Source organism: Desulfobacula sp., assembly GCF_021107415.1.
On the sequence record NZ_JAIOSW010000025.1, the window covers coordinates 17846 to 33304 of the forward strand.

Here is a 15459-nt window from a genome sequence, read left to right on the forward strand (position 1 = left end):
CTCCTTTATTGGGCCAGCACCTGGGCAATATGCATAATTTTTATTTGAGAGTTTCGCCTGTTCAGCATTCCCTGAATATTCATCAGGCAACTGATGTCACACCCCACAACCGCATCCACTTTTGTTGCGATGATGTTGTCCACTTTTTCTTCTAAAATAGCCGTGGAAATATCAGGATATTTTACGGCAAAGGTACCGCCGAACCCACAGCATTTTTCCGAATTTTTCATTTCAACCAATTGAAGATCTTTGATATTGTTCATAAGCTTTCTGGGTTGGTCACCCACCCCTAAATTTCTTAAAAGATGACAGGAGTCGTGGTAGGTTACACGTCCTTTAAAACGGCTTTTCACATCTTCAACTTCGAGAATATCCACCAGATATTCTGTGAGCTCAAAAATTTTTTGACTGACCTTTTTTGCCCTTTCCCGCCAGGGGGAGTCGCTTCTAAAAAGATTTGGATATTGATGCTTTACCATATCCACACAGGAACCGGATGGACAGACAATCACCTCGGCGGTTTCAAAAATTTCAATAAAGCGTTTAGCAGCAATTTTTGCCTGCTTACGATAACCTGAATTAAAGGCAGGTTGCCCGCAACAGGTCTGGTTCAAGGGAATATCCACAGAAATGTTTAAGTTTTCAAACAATTGAAGCATGGCATACCCGACTTGTGGGTACATGCTGTCAACAAGGCATTGAACGAACAAAGTGACTGTCTTCTCTTTGTGCATGATGTGAGATTTCCTTTTAATATTTATTTTAGAGATCATTACACATGGCTATGAACCTATTCATTCTTAGTTCATAGTTATCCATCCTCATATTTATCCATAAGCCACTGACGGAAGCCAGGTGACAAGCCAGGGCCACATCATAACAATAAACAATCCTGTTAATTGCAAAATAATAAATGGAATGACCCCTTTGTAGATATCCATCAGTTTGATTTCCGGAGGAGAAACCCCCTTTAGATAAAAAATAGCAAACCCCACAGGGGGGGTAAGAAAGGATGTCTGCAAACTAATGGCTACCAATATGGCAAACCAGACAAGCTCAGGGTTGCCAATGGTCCCGAATCCTGGAATATCAAGGCCTAAGCGTGTTATAACAGGAGACAAAATTGGCAGGATGATCAGGGTAATCTCAATCCAGTCCAGGAAAAATCCAAGCAAAAAGACCATTCCAAGTATCACTGTGATAATGCCATAGGGTCCGAAGGGAAGGCCTGAAAAAAGGCCTGCAATAAATTCATCGCCGCCAAGCTCTCTTAACACCAGGGCAAAGCAGGTCGCTCCGATAAGGATACCGAAAATATATCCGGTTGTGTTAAAGGTGTTTTGTAAAACTTCTTTGAAAATTTTAAAATTCAACTTTTTATTGGTAAGTGCCAGCACGATTGAGCCCAGCGCTCCGATACCGCTTGCTTCGGTTGGTGTTGCAACTCCTATAAATATGGATCCCAACACTGCAAGAATCAATGCTCCGGTGGGAAGGATGGTTTTGAATACCTCCCAGACGGCACTGAATTTTAATTCCTGCTGATCTTCGGCAAGGGGTGCATTCTGTGGACGAAGAAAACCATAGCCCAGTATATAAATCATATAGAGCAGGCCCAGAATAATTCCGGGTATCAATGCGCCCATAAATAAATCTCCCACGGGCAGGCTTAATTGATCGGCCATCATCACCAGCATAATACTGGGAGGTATTAGAATACCTAAGGTGCCTGAAGCGCACACGGTTCCCACTGCCAAAGGTTTTGCATAGCCCTGCTTGAGCATGGCCGGAAGAGATAATAATCCCAGAAGTACTACAGATGCGCCAATGATCCCTGTTGCTGCGGCAAGAAGAATACCGATGACAGTGACACTAATGGCAAGTCCCCCTCTAACCTTGCCGAACAGACCCTGCATGGCAATCATCATTTTTTCTGCAATACCGGATCTGTCCAACATCAATCCCATGAAAATAAACATTGGCAGGGCAATCAGTATCCAGTTATAAAGGACTTTATAAAGACGATTAACGACAATACCGATGGTCATGTAGTCAAGTCCTGTAATCGTACCCAGCCAGAGATCTGAACAATAGCCGATTAATGTGAAGGCCATGGCCACACCACCCAAAATAAAAGCTATTGGGTATCCGGTGAACAAAAGCACGATAAAACTAAGCATCATCCCTATGACAAGGATACCATTAGAATCCATCAGATTTTTTCCCATGATTATTTTTAAGATAAATTACAGCCCGGATCAGCCGGGACAAAGAACCGCAAAGCAATAAAAAAAATGCAATGGGAATAATAGATTTGATTGCCCATCGATACCCAAGCCCCATGGGCGCAGCAGATCGTTCTCCCACCCGAAATGCTTCTGCAGCAAAATCCCAGCCGTGCATAAGAAAAATAAAAATCATGGGCCAAAGAAATAAAATTATACCCATGATTTCTATTTTTTCTTTTGTCGGCCTGGAAAATCGTGACTGCATGATGTCTAAACGGATATGGGAATCTTTCACAAAAGCGTATGAAAAGCTCAACATAACAACCACTGCATATATATGCCATTGTATCTCCTCAAGCGCTACAAAACTTTTTTGGAAGACGTAGCGAAGAATGACCTGGATAATAATCATCGCAAGTAGTAAGGCAATCAGCCATGATGCGGCATTACCGACACCCATGATTATTCTGTCCGGAAGATCCAGTAAGCTTTTTTGGGTGGTTTTTTCATCAACTTTCATGATTTAACCCTTTGATTTTATTGTTTGATTTTTCGAGGTAAAAAACCGATTTCTTTCCAATAGGCATAATCTGCTCTGAATGCAGACATATCATCCCATATTTTTTTAAATTCAGGTCTTTGTTCACCCTGCTCTAAAACCACTTCATCCCAGGTTTTTTTAAACAAAGACAGCATGTCATCGGACCAGTACATTGTTTTAACGCCATGGGTATTAACATTCTCTTTGATTGCCGCTCCCTGAATGGCTTCACAGTGGGCAATCGTTCTTACGATGTTTGCTTTGGTTGCCATCTCTATCAGCGCCTGCTGGCTTTTGGACATCTTATTCCAGGTATCCTTGTTTATGAGCATTTCAAGCAATGTAGCCTGTTGGTGCCATCCTGGGAAATAATTATATTTTACAACCTTATAGAACCCAAGTTTTTGATCAATGGCAGGAAATGAAAATTCAGCAGCGTCGATAACACCTTTTTCAAGTGCCTGGAAAATTTCTCCGGCCGGCATTACATTGACAGCAACACCTAATTTCTGCATTACTTTTCCGCCAAGCCCTAAAAATCTCATTTTCAACCCTTTAAAATCTTCAGGACCATTAATTGGTTTGCTGAACCAGCCTGATGTTTCAGGGGAAATGATTGCATAGGGCAACACTTTCACATTGTAGCCTGCATTATCATACATTTCCTGATAAAGTTTAAGCCCGTTACCGTTAAAAATCCAGGCCAGGTATTCATCTGCTTCCGGTCCAAAAGGCACAGTTGAAAAAAGAGCCGCTTCCGGAATTTTTCCTTGCCAGTAAACACCGGCACCAAATCCTGCATTGACTTTACCCGAGGAAACAGCACCCAGAATTTCAAATGGCGGAAGAAGCTTACCGGGTTCATAATATTTGATCTGGATATTTCCGCCACTGGCCGCCTTGATATCTTCAGCAAGTGCCGGAATAGAATCGCCCAAAACAGGAAGCGATGTTGCAAAGCAGAGCGGGGTTTTAAGCAGCAGCTTTTTTTCTTGAGCATTAGCGCTAACAGCCAGCATCAGGACCAAGCCGATAGAAATAATGGTTAGAGTGATTTTTTTCATTACAGTTTCTCCTTATTAGATGATTAAAATACAATTATGCCATTCGTGGCCTGATAGTCATACCAAAATTTTTTTGGCGGTGTCAAGTTTTTTTTACCCCTCAATAATGAGTTTTAAATATGGACAAATTGCTCAGTTACTGAAATTACCGATTTAATCAGATGGTGTAAGTATTTTCTATTGGGTTGTTAAGAGATCTATGCCATAAAATATTGGTAATATCAGCTAATGACATATAAAAGCTTACTAATTGTGGCTAATATTTCATGGAACACCCAATCTGCATTGTTGGTCAGACCACAAAATATGTTGTTGACAAATTATGATTTGATATCTATTTTAAACGGATACAAGGAAAGTTGATTTGTTAAAGATATAAATCATTAATTTCATCTGGAATTAAAATATGAGTACGATATTTAAAAAAGTAAGATTACAAAAAGTTAGTGAAGAAATTGCAAATCAGATTCGGAATTTGATCAAAGATGGAAAATTGCAATCCGGCGAAAAACTTCCACCGGAAAGAATATTTTCAGAAATGTTCGGTGTAGGCCGGTCGTCTTTGAGGGAAGCGATCAATATTCTTGAAACCCAAGGCTTTGTCGAAACCAGAAAAAGACAGGGCTTATATATCAGTAGTTTGAGCAAATTAATTATTTCCGATCCGTTACGCCAGATCCTTGAGGAGGATAAAGAAAAACTGATTCAGCTCTATGAAGTCCGTAAAGATATCGAGCTGGCATCTATAATGGCTGCAGCTGAACACCGTACAAAAGCCGATCTTGAAAAGATAAAACAGATCCTTAAAAAAATGGAAGTAGACATGAAAAATGGAACGATAGGTCTAAGTGATGATCTTGAATTCCATCTCGCCATTGCCCAGTCCAGTCACAATATTTTCAGAAGCCATATTTTAAAAAATATTTTTGATATTTCAGATAATGATCTTCAATATGTCATAAACATAATGGTTGGCGATAAGGCAAACATTATGAAGCTTTTTGAGCAACACCAGAATGTGTTTCTTTCAATTGAAAAAAAAGATTCTTCTTCCGCAAGAATGATGATGGCCGAACATCTGGAATGGGTTGAACAAAAGTGGAAAATTTTTATACAACAACACTCAAATTAAAATATTAGTTGATTGTTGCCAAAAAAATCTATTAAAATAATTGAACCACATGTTTACTGCGAATTCGACCATAATAACAAGGTTCAAATTAATCACACAGACAATGAATCCGGCTCTGGGGCCAAATGCAATGTCAGTCATGACTAAAAATATTGTTAATACAACCAGTGCCTTATCTATCACACGACTGTAGATGGATTTGATATCCATTGCAAAACTACCTGGCGAGCTATTGGTTTTTTTCCTTTTCTGCCAGCCATTATTATCACGCTTTCTTCCAACAAACTCACACAAAGGATTTGGTCGATTCTGTTTGAATGTCATGACTTAGTTACTATATAATTTACATGTAATGATACCCAAAAACTAATGTCTCTAATTTATCTGAACGATTTTTTATAATAGGTCAATTTTATTTTTTCTCAAACGGAACAATAAAAACGGGTGTTCTCGATCGCTTCAAGACCTCTTTTTCAATAGCCCATGGTTTTCATCCCCATACCCCAGTGTAAAATTATTAGAATAATAAATTTCTTTTACATGGGAGACCATAAAATCAAATGAACAAATATGCCGTTAAGCAATTGGAGATGATGCTGATTGAATGGAACTCAAGACTACTTGTATATAGATTGATTCTTCCAATGTTCCACGATTCAAAAGGTATCAGAACAGTTTTGCATTAGATAAAAATTGTAGGAAGCAAAAAAATCACAATCAAAACCTGGTTTCCTCGTGAGTAATTATGGTATTTATGTAGCCAGTATTTTTCTGTTGCGAGTTTACCCCGCCTTATCCCGCAGACCCCGCCCCTTTTTTTTAAACAATACCCCGCCAACCTTTCGCATAGGCCGATCATAGATCTGAGGAGGTACCAGGTCTATGAAAAAGAAAATACGAAGACGCAGGTGCAAACACTGTGATGATTTATACAAGCCGGATCCCCGCAATCTGAAAAGACAAAAGTTCTGTAGAAAATCAAAATGCAAAGAAGCCAGCAAGCGATACAGTCAGCAAAAATGGTTAAAGAAATCCAAAAATAAAGACCATTTTTCAGGCCCTGAAAACGTCATCCGTGTTCAGCAGTGGCGCCAGCAAAACCCAGGTTACTGGAAACGAAAAAAATCTAAAAACACCACGTCCTTAATTGAAGGTGCGTTACAAGAGACCTTATCACTGAAGACCATTACTGACAAAGGATTTTCAAGTGATTTAATGCAAAATGCGTTACAAGATTCCTTATCAGCTAAAACCATTGTCCTTATTGGCTTTGATACCCAGTTAAATAAAACTGCGTTACAAGATATCATTGATTTCACAGATCAGGGAACAGTAAAATTGGTGCCTGATGTTCTTAAAAAACTGATTGACCAAAAAAAAGGGGGTCGACATGGGCAAATGCTTTTCTTCCCAGGAACTTTATGAGTTACGAAATTCAATACCAATAGATGTTTTAATCGAAAAAGAATTGGCTATTCCATCCAAAATCAGTGAGGGCTTTTTTCGTTTTCTGTGTCCCTTGTGCAACGAGTTCCAAACAGCGGTCAATCCTAAAACTAATCTTGGCAGATGCTTCCGGTGTGAGAAAAACTTTAATACCATTGATATGGTGATGGTCTGGCACAGCACCGGGTTTGTCGACAGTGTCAAATATCTTCAGACAATTTTAAAGTAGGACAAACCATGACACCTGATCCGCATAAAGGATTTACCCAACGTTTTATCAAGAGCTGTAAAATTCCTGAAGAATTTAGGGTAAGACGGAACGTACTGCCAACGGAATACGAGCAATACCTGAATTATTATCGACTTCAAGTTCGAAGTAGACAAACAGTCCAGGGTGTGTGGAAAATACTATCCGGCTTTGATATCTATCTTCAAAAATCAAATAGTTCTCTTTGTAAAATCTCAATCGAACAGGTTGATCATTTCTTAGGGCACTATAATAAAAATTATACTTCTGGAGTATGTAGAACTCATAGATCAAATCTGCGCCAATTTTTAAAATATCTATATCGGGAGGGATATATCAAAAAGGACCTTGCCCCATTGGTGGTAAGCCCTCCAGACTTTGGGCGATCAAATCCACCTAAATTTTTACGCCCAAAAGAAGTCGAGAAAGTATTTAACAGTCTCGATCTGTCTAATGCAAAAGATCTTCGCACTTATGCCGGGATGCACCTGATTTACTACCTGGGATTACGTCCCAAAGAAATCAGTTTGATAACGCTGGATGATATCTCATTCAAACAAAAAGAAATTTTTATTCGATCCAGAAAGAATTTTAGCCCGGCTCATCTTCCGCTCCCGGATGACATCATCAAGGCAATCACCGCTTATATCGTTGGAGGGAGGCCGAAAAGTGAACGTCGGACTTTGTTTTTACAGATTGTCCCACCTTATCAGCCTGTTAAAAATAATAATATATCCCACTTTATCCGGAAGTGCATGCATAAAAACAATCTTAAGGGAAGCACGTATTGGCTGCGTCACTCATATGCGCAAAACCTTCTGGAGGCTGGCGCATCCATTTTTGAAATCAAAGAGATGATGGGTCATAAAAATATCGAGTCAAGCCGTAAGTATTTGAGTATCCATATTAACCTTATGCGGAAGATTATCCTTGATGAAACGGTTTAAAAGTTTTTTGGCTGAACAAATGGAAGATTTTATCAAATATCGTCTTCAACTGGGTTATTCAGATAGTGTGATGGTATACTGTCTTCAGCTGCTTGATCGACATGTAGTTGAAAAAAAAGTAACTTGGGCATCATTTGATCCGTTATTTTTTATCAAGTTCAGAGCAGATCTTGATCATGAAAACCGATCCATAAATATGAGTTTTAGAATGATCAAGATATTCCTTAATTATCTTATACGCAAAGATTTGATCCTGGAAAATCCATTACAGGAAATTACCCAATTACAAGAAAATCAAGTTATTCCTTTTATATTTTCTCCAAAAGAAACAGACCTTTTCCTTAATGCTGTAATCAAGTTGATGCGAACAACCGAGAGGTTTTATTTATCAGATTTTAGCGCCTATATCGCCTTTTTGTTGATGGCTCGATGCGGGCTTAGATCTTCGGAAACTCTTAATTTATTAAAAACTCATTACAGACCCGAAGAAAGAACAATCTATATTGAAAAAACAAAGTTTAGAAAAGACCGATTGATCCCTATACCAAAAGCCGTAGCCTATGAAATAAACAACCTGTTAAACGTTCGCCTGTCGTTTCTTGATGAGGATGACAGTATTTTTTTGCTGGTAAAAGTGAAAGGGGGTAAATTGATACGTATTTTTATAAATCGAAGATTTAAAAAGGCTCTCACCTATATTAATCTTGATCAGCCTCGAAAAGTAATCGGTGCCACAAACTTCAGCGGGCCGTCACACCACTCCCTGAGGCATTCGTTTGCTGTGAACACGCTAAAACGAATTAAACAGCAGGGTAAATCTTGCCAAAATGCCCTGCCGGTACTGGCAGTTTACATGGGCCACAGCAAATACAAATATACAACCCATTATTTAAAAGTGCTGGATGCTGAGCATCGCGGCCAAATGCTTAATTTTTCAATGTCAACGAGTGAGGGTGTATGAGATTAACAAGTTGCCTGCATCAGTATTTTACGCAATACTTACCCTGGATAAAAGGGACGAGTAAACAAAGTGTTAAAGCTTACCGGCAAACGTTTTCTTTGTTGTTACATTTTTTGGCTCAACATCATTCAGTTAAGATTAAGTCTCTAAAAATAGAACATCTATCAGCAGATTCTGTACTGGCTTTTTTACATCACCTGGAGTTCCATAGAAAAAACATTGTCCAAACCCGTAACAACCGTCTATCTGTGATAAAATCATTGGCAAAGATGATTCGGTTCATGCATCCGGACAAAAAACATATTGCTCAGATTATTTTGAATATCCCACAGAAAAGGGCTCAAAAAAAGCTGATGGGGTTTTTATATCCAAAAGAGGTCATGAAGGTTTTTAAAGCAGTGGACCTTAAGAAAAAAGAAGGGATGAGAGATTATGCCATCCTTAATCTTTTATATGACTCTGGTGCCCGTGCCAGTGAGATTGCCACGCTTGCTTTTGATTATTTTGATCCTGAAAATGAAACCATCGCAGTTCTTGGTAAAGGAAACCGGTACCGTCTGATTCATCTTTGGCCCAGGACAGCTTCTTTGATCTCAGAATACATTATAAATTACAGAGTAGATCCAATCCCGCTATACGGGCATCGTTTGTTCATCAACCAGCGGAAACGAGGAATGACACGCCATGGTATCAATAAGATTTGTAGAAAATACTTGGCAAAAGCATTACCGCCAAAGCGCCTTAAAGGACTGAGCCCTGTCCACTGCTTCCGGCATGCCTGTGCCGTGAATATGGTTGCTTCAGGGTCTCCGGTCTCTGATATAAAAAATCGCCTTGGTCATCAAAGTATCGAATCCACAATGATCTATCTACAGCTTGATCTGTCCAGAAAACGTGATATACAGAAAAAATTTATTGAATGCACACAGTCTAAAATAAAGCAGGACAAGAAGATTGATGAATTAATAGACTGGTCAAACAGTGCTGAAATACTTACCTGGCTTGATAGTTTGTAACGAGTGGAACGGATTTTGCCAGACACGGCGGCCTACGTAGTAAAACAAAAGATTATGTTGTCAGTGGTTTTAAGAATTGTTAAAATTTTCTTTAAGTTGTTGAATTTAAAAACAATATTCATTTGCATGGTCGGATATGAAATTTGTTTAAAAATTCAAGTGGTTACAGTCACTCGCAACATAATGGTATTATGTGTCAGGAGTCAAATCCGATAATTTGCTGAGGGTTTCTTTCACCAGTCCGGGCTTTTAAGAAAATATAAGCTTACCACATATGGTATGGACTGTCTTTTTAGGGACTGGTGGAAAATTAAAATATATGGGACAAGGCAGAATTAAATTTATCAAGATTCATTTTACCTTTTATTGGAGATAAATCACCTCCTCTTATTAAAATTTTCACACCGAAAATCACGGCATTATAAACTATGATCTGAAGCAAATAATTTCTCAAAAAATATTAAAAATTTTATTAAATTTTATTCGAAACTTACCTGATTTAAAAAACAATTCTCCAACATCTGAATAAAATTCTGCAAAATCATACAAATTACTTTCAATTTTATTATTATTCCTGTAAGTTCCAACGTTGTTTTTCAATATATAATATTAGGCACTTGGAATGATTGAATCATCTGTTTTAACTATTTTTATACCTACTTTCTTTTTTGTATCTGTGACTCCCGGTATGTGCATGACACTTGCTCTAACGATGGGAATGACAATAGGTGTAAGAAAAACGTTTTATATGATGTGGGGAGAACTTGCCGGAGTTGCCCTGGTTTCCATCGCTTCAGTTTCCGGAGTTGCTGCATTAATGTTAAATTTTCCAGTTTTATTTCTTTTCTTAAAATATGCCGGTGGAACATATCTTTTATATCTTGGTTTTCAGATGCTCCGGTCAAGAGATAAAGTGCCCGATAGGTTTGGTCAGAAAAAACTCTTAAGTATCAGCAAAAAATCTCTTATGCTTCAGGGATTTATTACAGCCATTGCAAATCCCAAGGGTTGGGCATTTATGATATCCCTTTTGCCTCCTTTTATTAATCCTGAAAAAGCTCTTATGTCTCAGCTTGCTATTCTGGTTGGAATTATTCTGACAACTGAATTCACTTGCCTTATTCTCTATTCAAACGGTGGCAGAACCCTTAGCCGGTTTCTTGGAAAAAAAGGAAATCTCATTCTTCTAAATAGCATTTCAGGACTATTAATGATGGGAGTTGGAATATGGCTTGCCTTTGGTTAATGACAGAGTTAAAAAAATATTCTGTTCAGTTATAACACCTGTATAAATTTTAATGAATTCAACTAAAATTAACCTGTTCGCCCCCCTCCCCACTTAAAACCGTTATAAGTGACTTCTTGAAATTTTTAGAGACCAGTATCCTTTTCAAAGCGAAAATCCGCTTTTTCAAATAATATACAAACTCATTTTGATTACCAGAATGGACAGCTACATATAAATTCAAAATTTGAAATTTGAAAAGAAAAATTGATCCGAAAAAAAATTGTACCCAAAAATTGAAATTGACTGGTTTTTTACCTCTCTTTATGGTTGATAAAGAGATCCATTTGAATAAAATTGTTAAAATATGGTCTTTATTATTTTTCTGAGAATCAAACTGGGCAAGTCCGGAAACAATCTGATAAATTTAAGATCCAAACTAAAATTTCGTTCGCTCGCCCTTTTATAACAAACAAATTGAATTTTATTCCTTGTTTTGCTAAAGGATTCTGAGAACCTTTTTTCGATACCCCGCTATTTTATTTGCTGTACCGAATGCGAAGTTTTAAACTAAATGACCTTTAAAATAGGAGGAAATTATGCATAACGTCGGTCTTGTAAAATACACAAAACCATACGACTCATTGAAAAAAGCAATTGATATAGCAGGTGGAATCGAAGAAATATCTGGTAATTCAAAAGTTTTTATTAAACCTAATTTTGTCGTTTGGTTTGATGGTGTTCCCTTTCCAAAATACGGTGTTTTGACAACTGCGAGAATGATAGAGGATCTTGTCATTTTTTTTAATGAGCATGGAATAAGTGACCTGACCCTTGTTGAAGGTGCCGCCAATATCAATAACAAATCAAAATCCATAATAGCCCAGGCAACGAAAGGAATGGGATTGGATAAATTGTCAAAACGATATGGATTAAAAGTAATAGATGTGCATGAGTCCAGTTTTACAGATGTTGATTTAGATGATGTTACATTGTCGGTGAATTCGGATATTTTAAATGCAGACCACATCATAAATATGGCGGTTCTAAAAACTCATACTCAGTGCAAAGTATCTCTTGGTATAAAAAACTTGAAAGGTTTAATTAATATTGAATCAAGAAAAAAATGCCACAACCCCGATATGGAAAAAAATCTTGATTTCCATGTCTCAAAATTGGCAAAAATGCTTTCGCCCGGTCTCAATATTATTGATGGGATATATTCACTTGAGTATGGTCCTTCAATTTATGGTCAGGCTATTCGATCCAATTTAATTATTGCTTCAAAGGATATGATTTCCAATGATAAAATTGGAGCAACTCTACTGGGTTATTCTCCTGAAAAAATTTCGCATATAGCATTGGCAGCAGCATCACAAAACAGATCCATTGATTTGACAGATGTTAATGTTCAAGGTGATATTAGTTTAAAAAAGGCTATTAAACCACATAAATATTTACGGGAGCAGAGCCAAACAGACGATATGCCACAAATATTTGAAGCATTTGGTATAAAGGGAATTTGCCTACCTGAGGTTGATAGCACTTTGTGTACATATTGTGTTCCATTCTTCGCTTATGCAACAGCCGGAATAGTTATGTCTCAAAATGAAAATAAAACTTTTGATGATATTGAAATACTATCCGGGAAAAAGCTTAAACCCTCAGGAACTCATAAACATACATTACTGCTTGGACAATGTCAGGTTAAACTCAATCGGAAAAATCCTAAAATAAACGATTGTGTTATGATAAAAGGTTGTCCTCCCAAAAAAGAAGATTTTATAAATGCATTTTCAAAACTCGGTATTGAGCTTCCCGAAAATCCAATTGAATGGATGAATAATCTTCCGAGTTTTTTTATGGGCCAGTATATGGACAAACCTGAATTTGAAGAAAGTTTTTATAAAATTTAATTTTATTTTGATTAATGAATAACGGGAATGTAGTAAAAATCAAGGTCAAATGCTACTCAGGATATAGAGGGGAGGAAACTCCCCTTTCTATTTTTCTGAATGACAAAGTGATTTATGTGAATAAAATTCTTAATATGTGGTTGACGCCTGATCACAGATGTTTTAAATTTTCAGGATCTGACGATGGGACTTATATCATTAGACACAATACGGAAGGATATTTTTGGGAGTTAACATATTATAAGGAATTCAGTTCAAAATAATTGCCTGCACGAGAACCCCCTGGAAAATTGGTTAATTTTTATTTCTTTACAACCAAAGTCACGATTGATAATGATCTAAAAGTTTATTTCAATAGTAATTGGTCATTCAAGTTTGTTACTCAGTTTTATAAGACTTGCTCAACGGGAGATAGAAATGGAAATAATAAATAATAATTCATCCGGAGACTATCATATCCATTCTTCGACACTTTCAGATGGGATGAATTCAATAGATGAAATTGTAATTCAGGCTGGAAAATTAAAATATAACGAAATTGCTATTACAGATCATAACCAGAAATATCTGAACAGTTATAATTTCAATGCTAATACCCATTATAGTATAATCTCTTCTGGAAGATGGAAAAATATTCATAATGATGTTCATGTTATTTTTGGTGTGGAAGCAGATTTGTTAAATGAAACCGGTGATATCTGTGACAACATTCAAAACATTACTCCAGAATTCATAGTGCTATCCGCACATCAGAAAATATATTCTGGAAACGCAAGCTTAATCAAAAATGGATATTTAAATGCCATTAACCGACATGGCTCGAAAATAAAATTATTAGGTCATTTATGCTCTCAGCAGTTTTCTGATTATTTGAATCCCAAGGATATCATTGAGATTGTTTCTGCCGCAAATGAAACAGGCATTTCATTAGAATTAAACTGTGCCAATCTGGTGAATAACAAAACTTATGAAAATAATTTAAGAGCAATGCTTTCTTGCTGTAAGTCTCTATATATTAATAGTGATGCCCATACTCTTTATGAGTTTATCAATGTCAGAAATGAAGGTTTTAAATATCTAAAATGCAATAACTATATATAAAGGACACCTCATGTATCTATCTGAAGAGAAACGAGCAGCGATCAGGAAATGTATGGGAAATCAACAATTCAATCCAGGACTCAATCCCGGGCGAAACAAAGAGAATCATATTAAAGGATTTCACGATACAGAAGGGGGAAGGAAAGTTTCCCAGATTTTATTTGATGCCAGGGATGGGAAAGAAGTGTTTACACCGTTTAGATGAAATCATCTTAACGAGAGGTTTGATAAAACAGATGAATGATGAATCATTAAAATTTATATGGGTAAGGGTGAATTCAACTGGAATTTTACTTGAGTACTCGTGAAACACATCGGTGAACACTGAAACGATTGAAAATATTGGATATGAGGATGATTTTGATACAGGTGCTAAGGTGTTAAAGGTAAAAATCCTGAGTTTTCTTTTATAGGAAATATTATGACAGAATGCAAACTTTGCAAAAATACTGCCTGTTTTTACGAATTAAAATGTAAAATTTGTGGCTATGATGTTGAATCAGAGTCGATCAAGGATGAAGATGCCTGTAAAAAATATTATCAAAGACTAAAAAATCAAAAAGATAATTGGGTTGAAACAGTAGAAGTTTTAGGAGTTTCCAGAAGTATGATATGTGAGGACATACAATTATCCAACGGTCTTAAAAATAGTCCTGAATTAAAACAAAACACAAGCAAAAAAAATGCATTTAGAATGTTAAAGGGAATAATTCCCAAAGACATATTTGAGACTGAAGAAGACTTGCATATAAATCTATATAGAAATTGGAATAAAACCACCTTAGCAAAAGAATGGAACTTGGTGAATACTGGTTCTTATATGGGGAAATTTAATACCAATGAAATTGGTGAAATTGACCTGCTTGCCCTGAATAAAAATCAAGACAAATGGTTAGTTGTTGAACTGAAACAACGGCAAAGTTCAGATGATACAGTCGGATAAATTTTGAGATATATGGGTTGGATTAAAAAAAATAAAGCTAAGAAAATGACACCGTTGAAGGGTTAATCATTTGTGGAGAATATGATTTACAAACAGAATACGCTTTAATTTGCACTGAAAAATTTATCGAAGCAAAAATTTATCGTTTTCATAATAAAAAATTTGATTTTTCGCCATTTGATGAAAACACACACCTTTTTGACATATTGAGAACTTTGGACCCAGAAACAAGAAATAAAGTAATAGAAAACTATAAATCTAAAAATTCATAAAATTTTCAAGTTTTAATCATCGAAAAATATTAGGAAAAAGAGATACTAAATTGGAAAACACAAAAGGAAAAAATGATAGACCAATTTAGATCAGCATGATTTGGAAAATTTGAAATTCATGGGTTATGATATTAAGGATAATTAGTTGAAATGCAGGATAGATACGCAGGCGATGTAGGTGATTTCGAAAAATTTTCATTACTGAGATCATTATTTAATCGAAAAAATGATCGCCTTGGAGTAGTTTGGTATCTTTTTCCTGATGAATCCAATGGCGATGGAAAATATACCAAATATATTGAAAAACAGCAAAAGCGACACCAAAAAATAAAAAAGGTTCCAACAAAACGTTGAAACCCTTGGTATTTGTGGCGGGAGTGACGAGACTCGAACTCGCGACCTCTTGCGTGACAGGCAAGC

The 15459-nt window shown here is 36.6% G+C and carries 17 protein-coding genes and 1 pseudogene; 12 read left to right on the forward strand and 6 right to left on the reverse strand.

Features of this window, described 5'->3' with window-relative positions:
- Positions 1-5: 5 nt before the first annotated feature.
- From K8S13_RS01380 to K8S13_RS01395, 4 genes are all read right to left on the reverse strand, one after another.
- Positions 6-734 carry a (Fe-S)-binding protein gene (locus K8S13_RS01380; RefSeq protein ID WP_291459854.1) on the reverse strand — a complete coding sequence of 243 codons (729 nt, stop codon included), beginning with the start codon at positions 732-734 and terminating at the stop codon, positions 6-8.
- A gap of 93 nt (positions 735-827) precedes the next feature.
- Entirely contained in the window at positions 828-2213 is a 1386-nt protein-coding gene (locus tag K8S13_RS01385; protein WP_291459856.1) for a TRAP transporter large permease subunit, read from the reverse strand.
- The gene (locus tag K8S13_RS01390) at positions 2203-2748 is read right to left on the reverse strand and encodes a TRAP transporter small permease subunit (protein ID WP_291459857.1); all 546 of its coding nucleotides are present in this window, start codon (positions 2746-2748) and stop codon (positions 2203-2205) included. The genes K8S13_RS01385 and K8S13_RS01390 overlap by 11 nt, the downstream gene beginning before the upstream one ends.
- 17 nt (positions 2749-2765) lie before the next feature.
- Positions 2766-3833 carry a TRAP transporter substrate-binding protein gene (locus K8S13_RS01395; RefSeq protein WP_291459858.1) on the reverse strand — a complete coding sequence of 356 codons (1068 nt, stop codon included), beginning with the start codon at positions 3831-3833 and terminating at the stop codon, positions 2766-2768.
- A 406-nt stretch (positions 3834-4239) separates the two neighbouring features.
- Here K8S13_RS01395 and K8S13_RS01400 point away from each other — a divergent pair, with 406 nt between their 5' ends.
- Positions 4240-4965, forward strand: coding sequence for a FadR/GntR family transcriptional regulator (locus K8S13_RS01400; protein ID WP_291459860.1), 726 nt, complete (start codon positions 4240-4242; stop codon positions 4963-4965).
- Here K8S13_RS01400 and K8S13_RS01405 read toward each other — a convergent pair.
- Positions 4957-5289, reverse strand: a complete 333-nt coding sequence (locus tag K8S13_RS01405) for a hypothetical protein (RefSeq protein WP_291459862.1) — start codon at positions 5287-5289, stop codon at positions 4957-4959. The genes K8S13_RS01400 and K8S13_RS01405 overlap by 9 nt on opposite strands.
- A gap of 558 nt (positions 5290-5847) precedes the next feature.
- Here K8S13_RS01405 and K8S13_RS01410 point away from each other — a divergent pair.
- The 11 genes and pseudogenes from K8S13_RS01410 (at position 5848) to K8S13_RS01460 (ending at position 14767) form a co-directional block, all read left to right on the forward strand.
- Complete coding sequence (locus K8S13_RS01410) at positions 5848-6390, forward strand: hypothetical protein (RefSeq protein ID WP_291459864.1); 543 nt, start codon at positions 5848-5850, stop codon at positions 6388-6390.
- The gene (locus tag K8S13_RS01415) at positions 6356-6640 is read left to right on the forward strand and encodes a CHC2 zinc finger domain-containing protein (RefSeq protein WP_291459866.1); all 285 of its coding nucleotides are present in this window, start codon (positions 6356-6358) and stop codon (positions 6638-6640) included. Before K8S13_RS01410 ends, K8S13_RS01415 begins: the two co-directional genes overlap by 35 nt.
- A gap of 8 nt (positions 6641-6648) precedes the next feature.
- Positions 6649-7605: a tyrosine-type recombinase/integrase gene (locus K8S13_RS01420; protein ID WP_291459868.1), complete on the forward strand. Its 957-nt coding sequence runs from the start codon at positions 6649-6651 to the stop codon at positions 7603-7605.
- A complete protein-coding gene (locus K8S13_RS01425; RefSeq protein ID WP_291459869.1) occupies positions 7592-8566 on the forward strand; it encodes a tyrosine-type recombinase/integrase in 975 nt (324 codons plus the stop codon). The genes K8S13_RS01420 and K8S13_RS01425 overlap by 14 nt, the downstream gene beginning before the upstream one ends.
- Positions 8563-8823: pseudogene (locus tag K8S13_RS01430) on the forward strand (site-specific integrase); the annotation flags it as partial. The gene K8S13_RS01425 and the pseudogene K8S13_RS01430, both read left to right, overlap by 4 nt.
- 12 nt (positions 8824-8835) lie before the next feature.
- A complete protein-coding gene (locus K8S13_RS01435) occupies positions 8836-9582 on the forward strand; it encodes a tyrosine-type recombinase/integrase (RefSeq protein WP_291459881.1) in 747 nt (248 codons plus the stop codon).
- A gap of 622 nt (positions 9583-10204) precedes the next feature.
- Positions 10205-10828 carry a LysE family translocator gene (locus K8S13_RS01440; RefSeq protein ID WP_291459871.1) on the forward strand — a complete coding sequence of 208 codons (624 nt, stop codon included), beginning with the start codon at positions 10205-10207 and terminating at the stop codon, positions 10826-10828.
- A gap of 578 nt (positions 10829-11406) precedes the next feature.
- The gene (locus K8S13_RS01445; RefSeq protein WP_291459873.1) at positions 11407-12723 is read left to right on the forward strand and encodes a DUF362 domain-containing protein; all 1317 of its coding nucleotides are present in this window, start codon (positions 11407-11409) and stop codon (positions 12721-12723) included.
- Positions 12724-13140: 417 nt separating this feature from the next.
- Positions 13141-13824, forward strand: coding sequence for a PHP domain-containing protein (locus tag K8S13_RS01450; protein ID WP_291459874.1), 684 nt, complete (start codon positions 13141-13143; stop codon positions 13822-13824).
- Between the two features lie 10 nt (positions 13825-13834).
- Positions 13835-14029, forward strand: coding sequence for a hypothetical protein (locus tag K8S13_RS01455; RefSeq protein WP_291459876.1), 195 nt, complete (start codon positions 13835-13837; stop codon positions 14027-14029).
- Between the two features lie 216 nt (positions 14030-14245).
- The gene (locus K8S13_RS01460; RefSeq protein ID WP_291459878.1) at positions 14246-14767 is read left to right on the forward strand and encodes a hypothetical protein; all 522 of its coding nucleotides are present in this window, start codon (positions 14246-14248) and stop codon (positions 14765-14767) included.
- Positions 14768-15253: 486 nt separating this feature from the next.
- Here K8S13_RS01460 and K8S13_RS01465 read toward each other — a convergent pair.
- Positions 15254-15459, reverse strand: a 206-nt coding sequence (locus tag K8S13_RS01465) for a hypothetical protein (protein WP_291459880.1), incomplete at its 5' end; no start/stop codon positions are given.

What these genes read in the sequence shown, in the direction of transcription:
- K8S13_RS01390 (WP_291459857.1), bottom strand. Translation starts at nt 2,748, where the DNA reads ATGAAAGTTGATGAAAAAACCACCCAAAAAAGCTTACTGGATCTTCCG.
- K8S13_RS01420 (WP_291459868.1), top strand. Translation starts at nt 6,649, where the DNA reads ATGACACCTGATCCGCATAAAGGATTTACCCAACGTTTTATCAAGAGC.
- K8S13_RS01400 (WP_291459860.1), top strand. Translation starts at nt 4,240, where the DNA reads ATGAGTACGATATTTAAAAAAGTAAGATTACAAAAAGTTAGTGAAGAA.
- K8S13_RS01410 (WP_291459864.1), top strand. Translation starts at nt 5,848, where the DNA reads ATGAAAAAGAAAATACGAAGACGCAGGTGCAAACACTGTGATGATTTA.
- K8S13_RS01395 (WP_291459858.1), bottom strand. Translation starts at nt 3,833, where the DNA reads ATGAAAAAAATCACTCTAACCATTATTTCTATCGGCTTGGTCCTGATG.
- K8S13_RS01450 (WP_291459874.1), top strand. Translation starts at nt 13,141, where the DNA reads ATGGAAATAATAAATAATAATTCATCCGGAGACTATCATATCCATTCT.
- K8S13_RS01415 (WP_291459866.1), top strand. Translation starts at nt 6,356, where the DNA reads ATGGGCAAATGCTTTTCTTCCCAGGAACTTTATGAGTTACGAAATTCA.
- K8S13_RS01445 (WP_291459873.1), top strand. Translation starts at nt 11,407, where the DNA reads ATGCATAACGTCGGTCTTGTAAAATACACAAAACCATACGACTCATTG.
- K8S13_RS01380 (WP_291459854.1), bottom strand. Translation starts at nt 734, where the DNA reads ATGCACAAAGAGAAGACAGTCACTTTGTTCGTTCAATGCCTTGTTGAC.
- K8S13_RS01435 (WP_291459881.1), top strand. Translation starts at nt 8,836, where the DNA reads ATGATTCGGTTCATGCATCCGGACAAAAAACATATTGCTCAGATTATT.
- K8S13_RS01405 (WP_291459862.1), bottom strand. Translation starts at nt 5,289, where the DNA reads ATGACATTCAAACAGAATCGACCAAATCCTTTGTGTGAGTTTGTTGGA.
- K8S13_RS01425 (WP_291459869.1), top strand. Translation starts at nt 7,592, where the DNA reads ATGAAACGGTTTAAAAGTTTTTTGGCTGAACAAATGGAAGATTTTATC.
- K8S13_RS01460 (WP_291459878.1), top strand. Translation starts at nt 14,246, where the DNA reads ATGACAGAATGCAAACTTTGCAAAAATACTGCCTGTTTTTACGAATTA.
- K8S13_RS01455 (WP_291459876.1), top strand. Translation starts at nt 13,835, where the DNA reads ATGTATCTATCTGAAGAGAAACGAGCAGCGATCAGGAAATGTATGGGA.
- K8S13_RS01440 (WP_291459871.1), top strand. Translation starts at nt 10,205, where the DNA reads ATGATTGAATCATCTGTTTTAACTATTTTTATACCTACTTTCTTTTTT.
- K8S13_RS01385 (WP_291459856.1), bottom strand. Translation starts at nt 2,213, where the DNA reads ATGGATTCTAATGGTATCCTTGTCATAGGGATGATGCTTAGTTTTATC.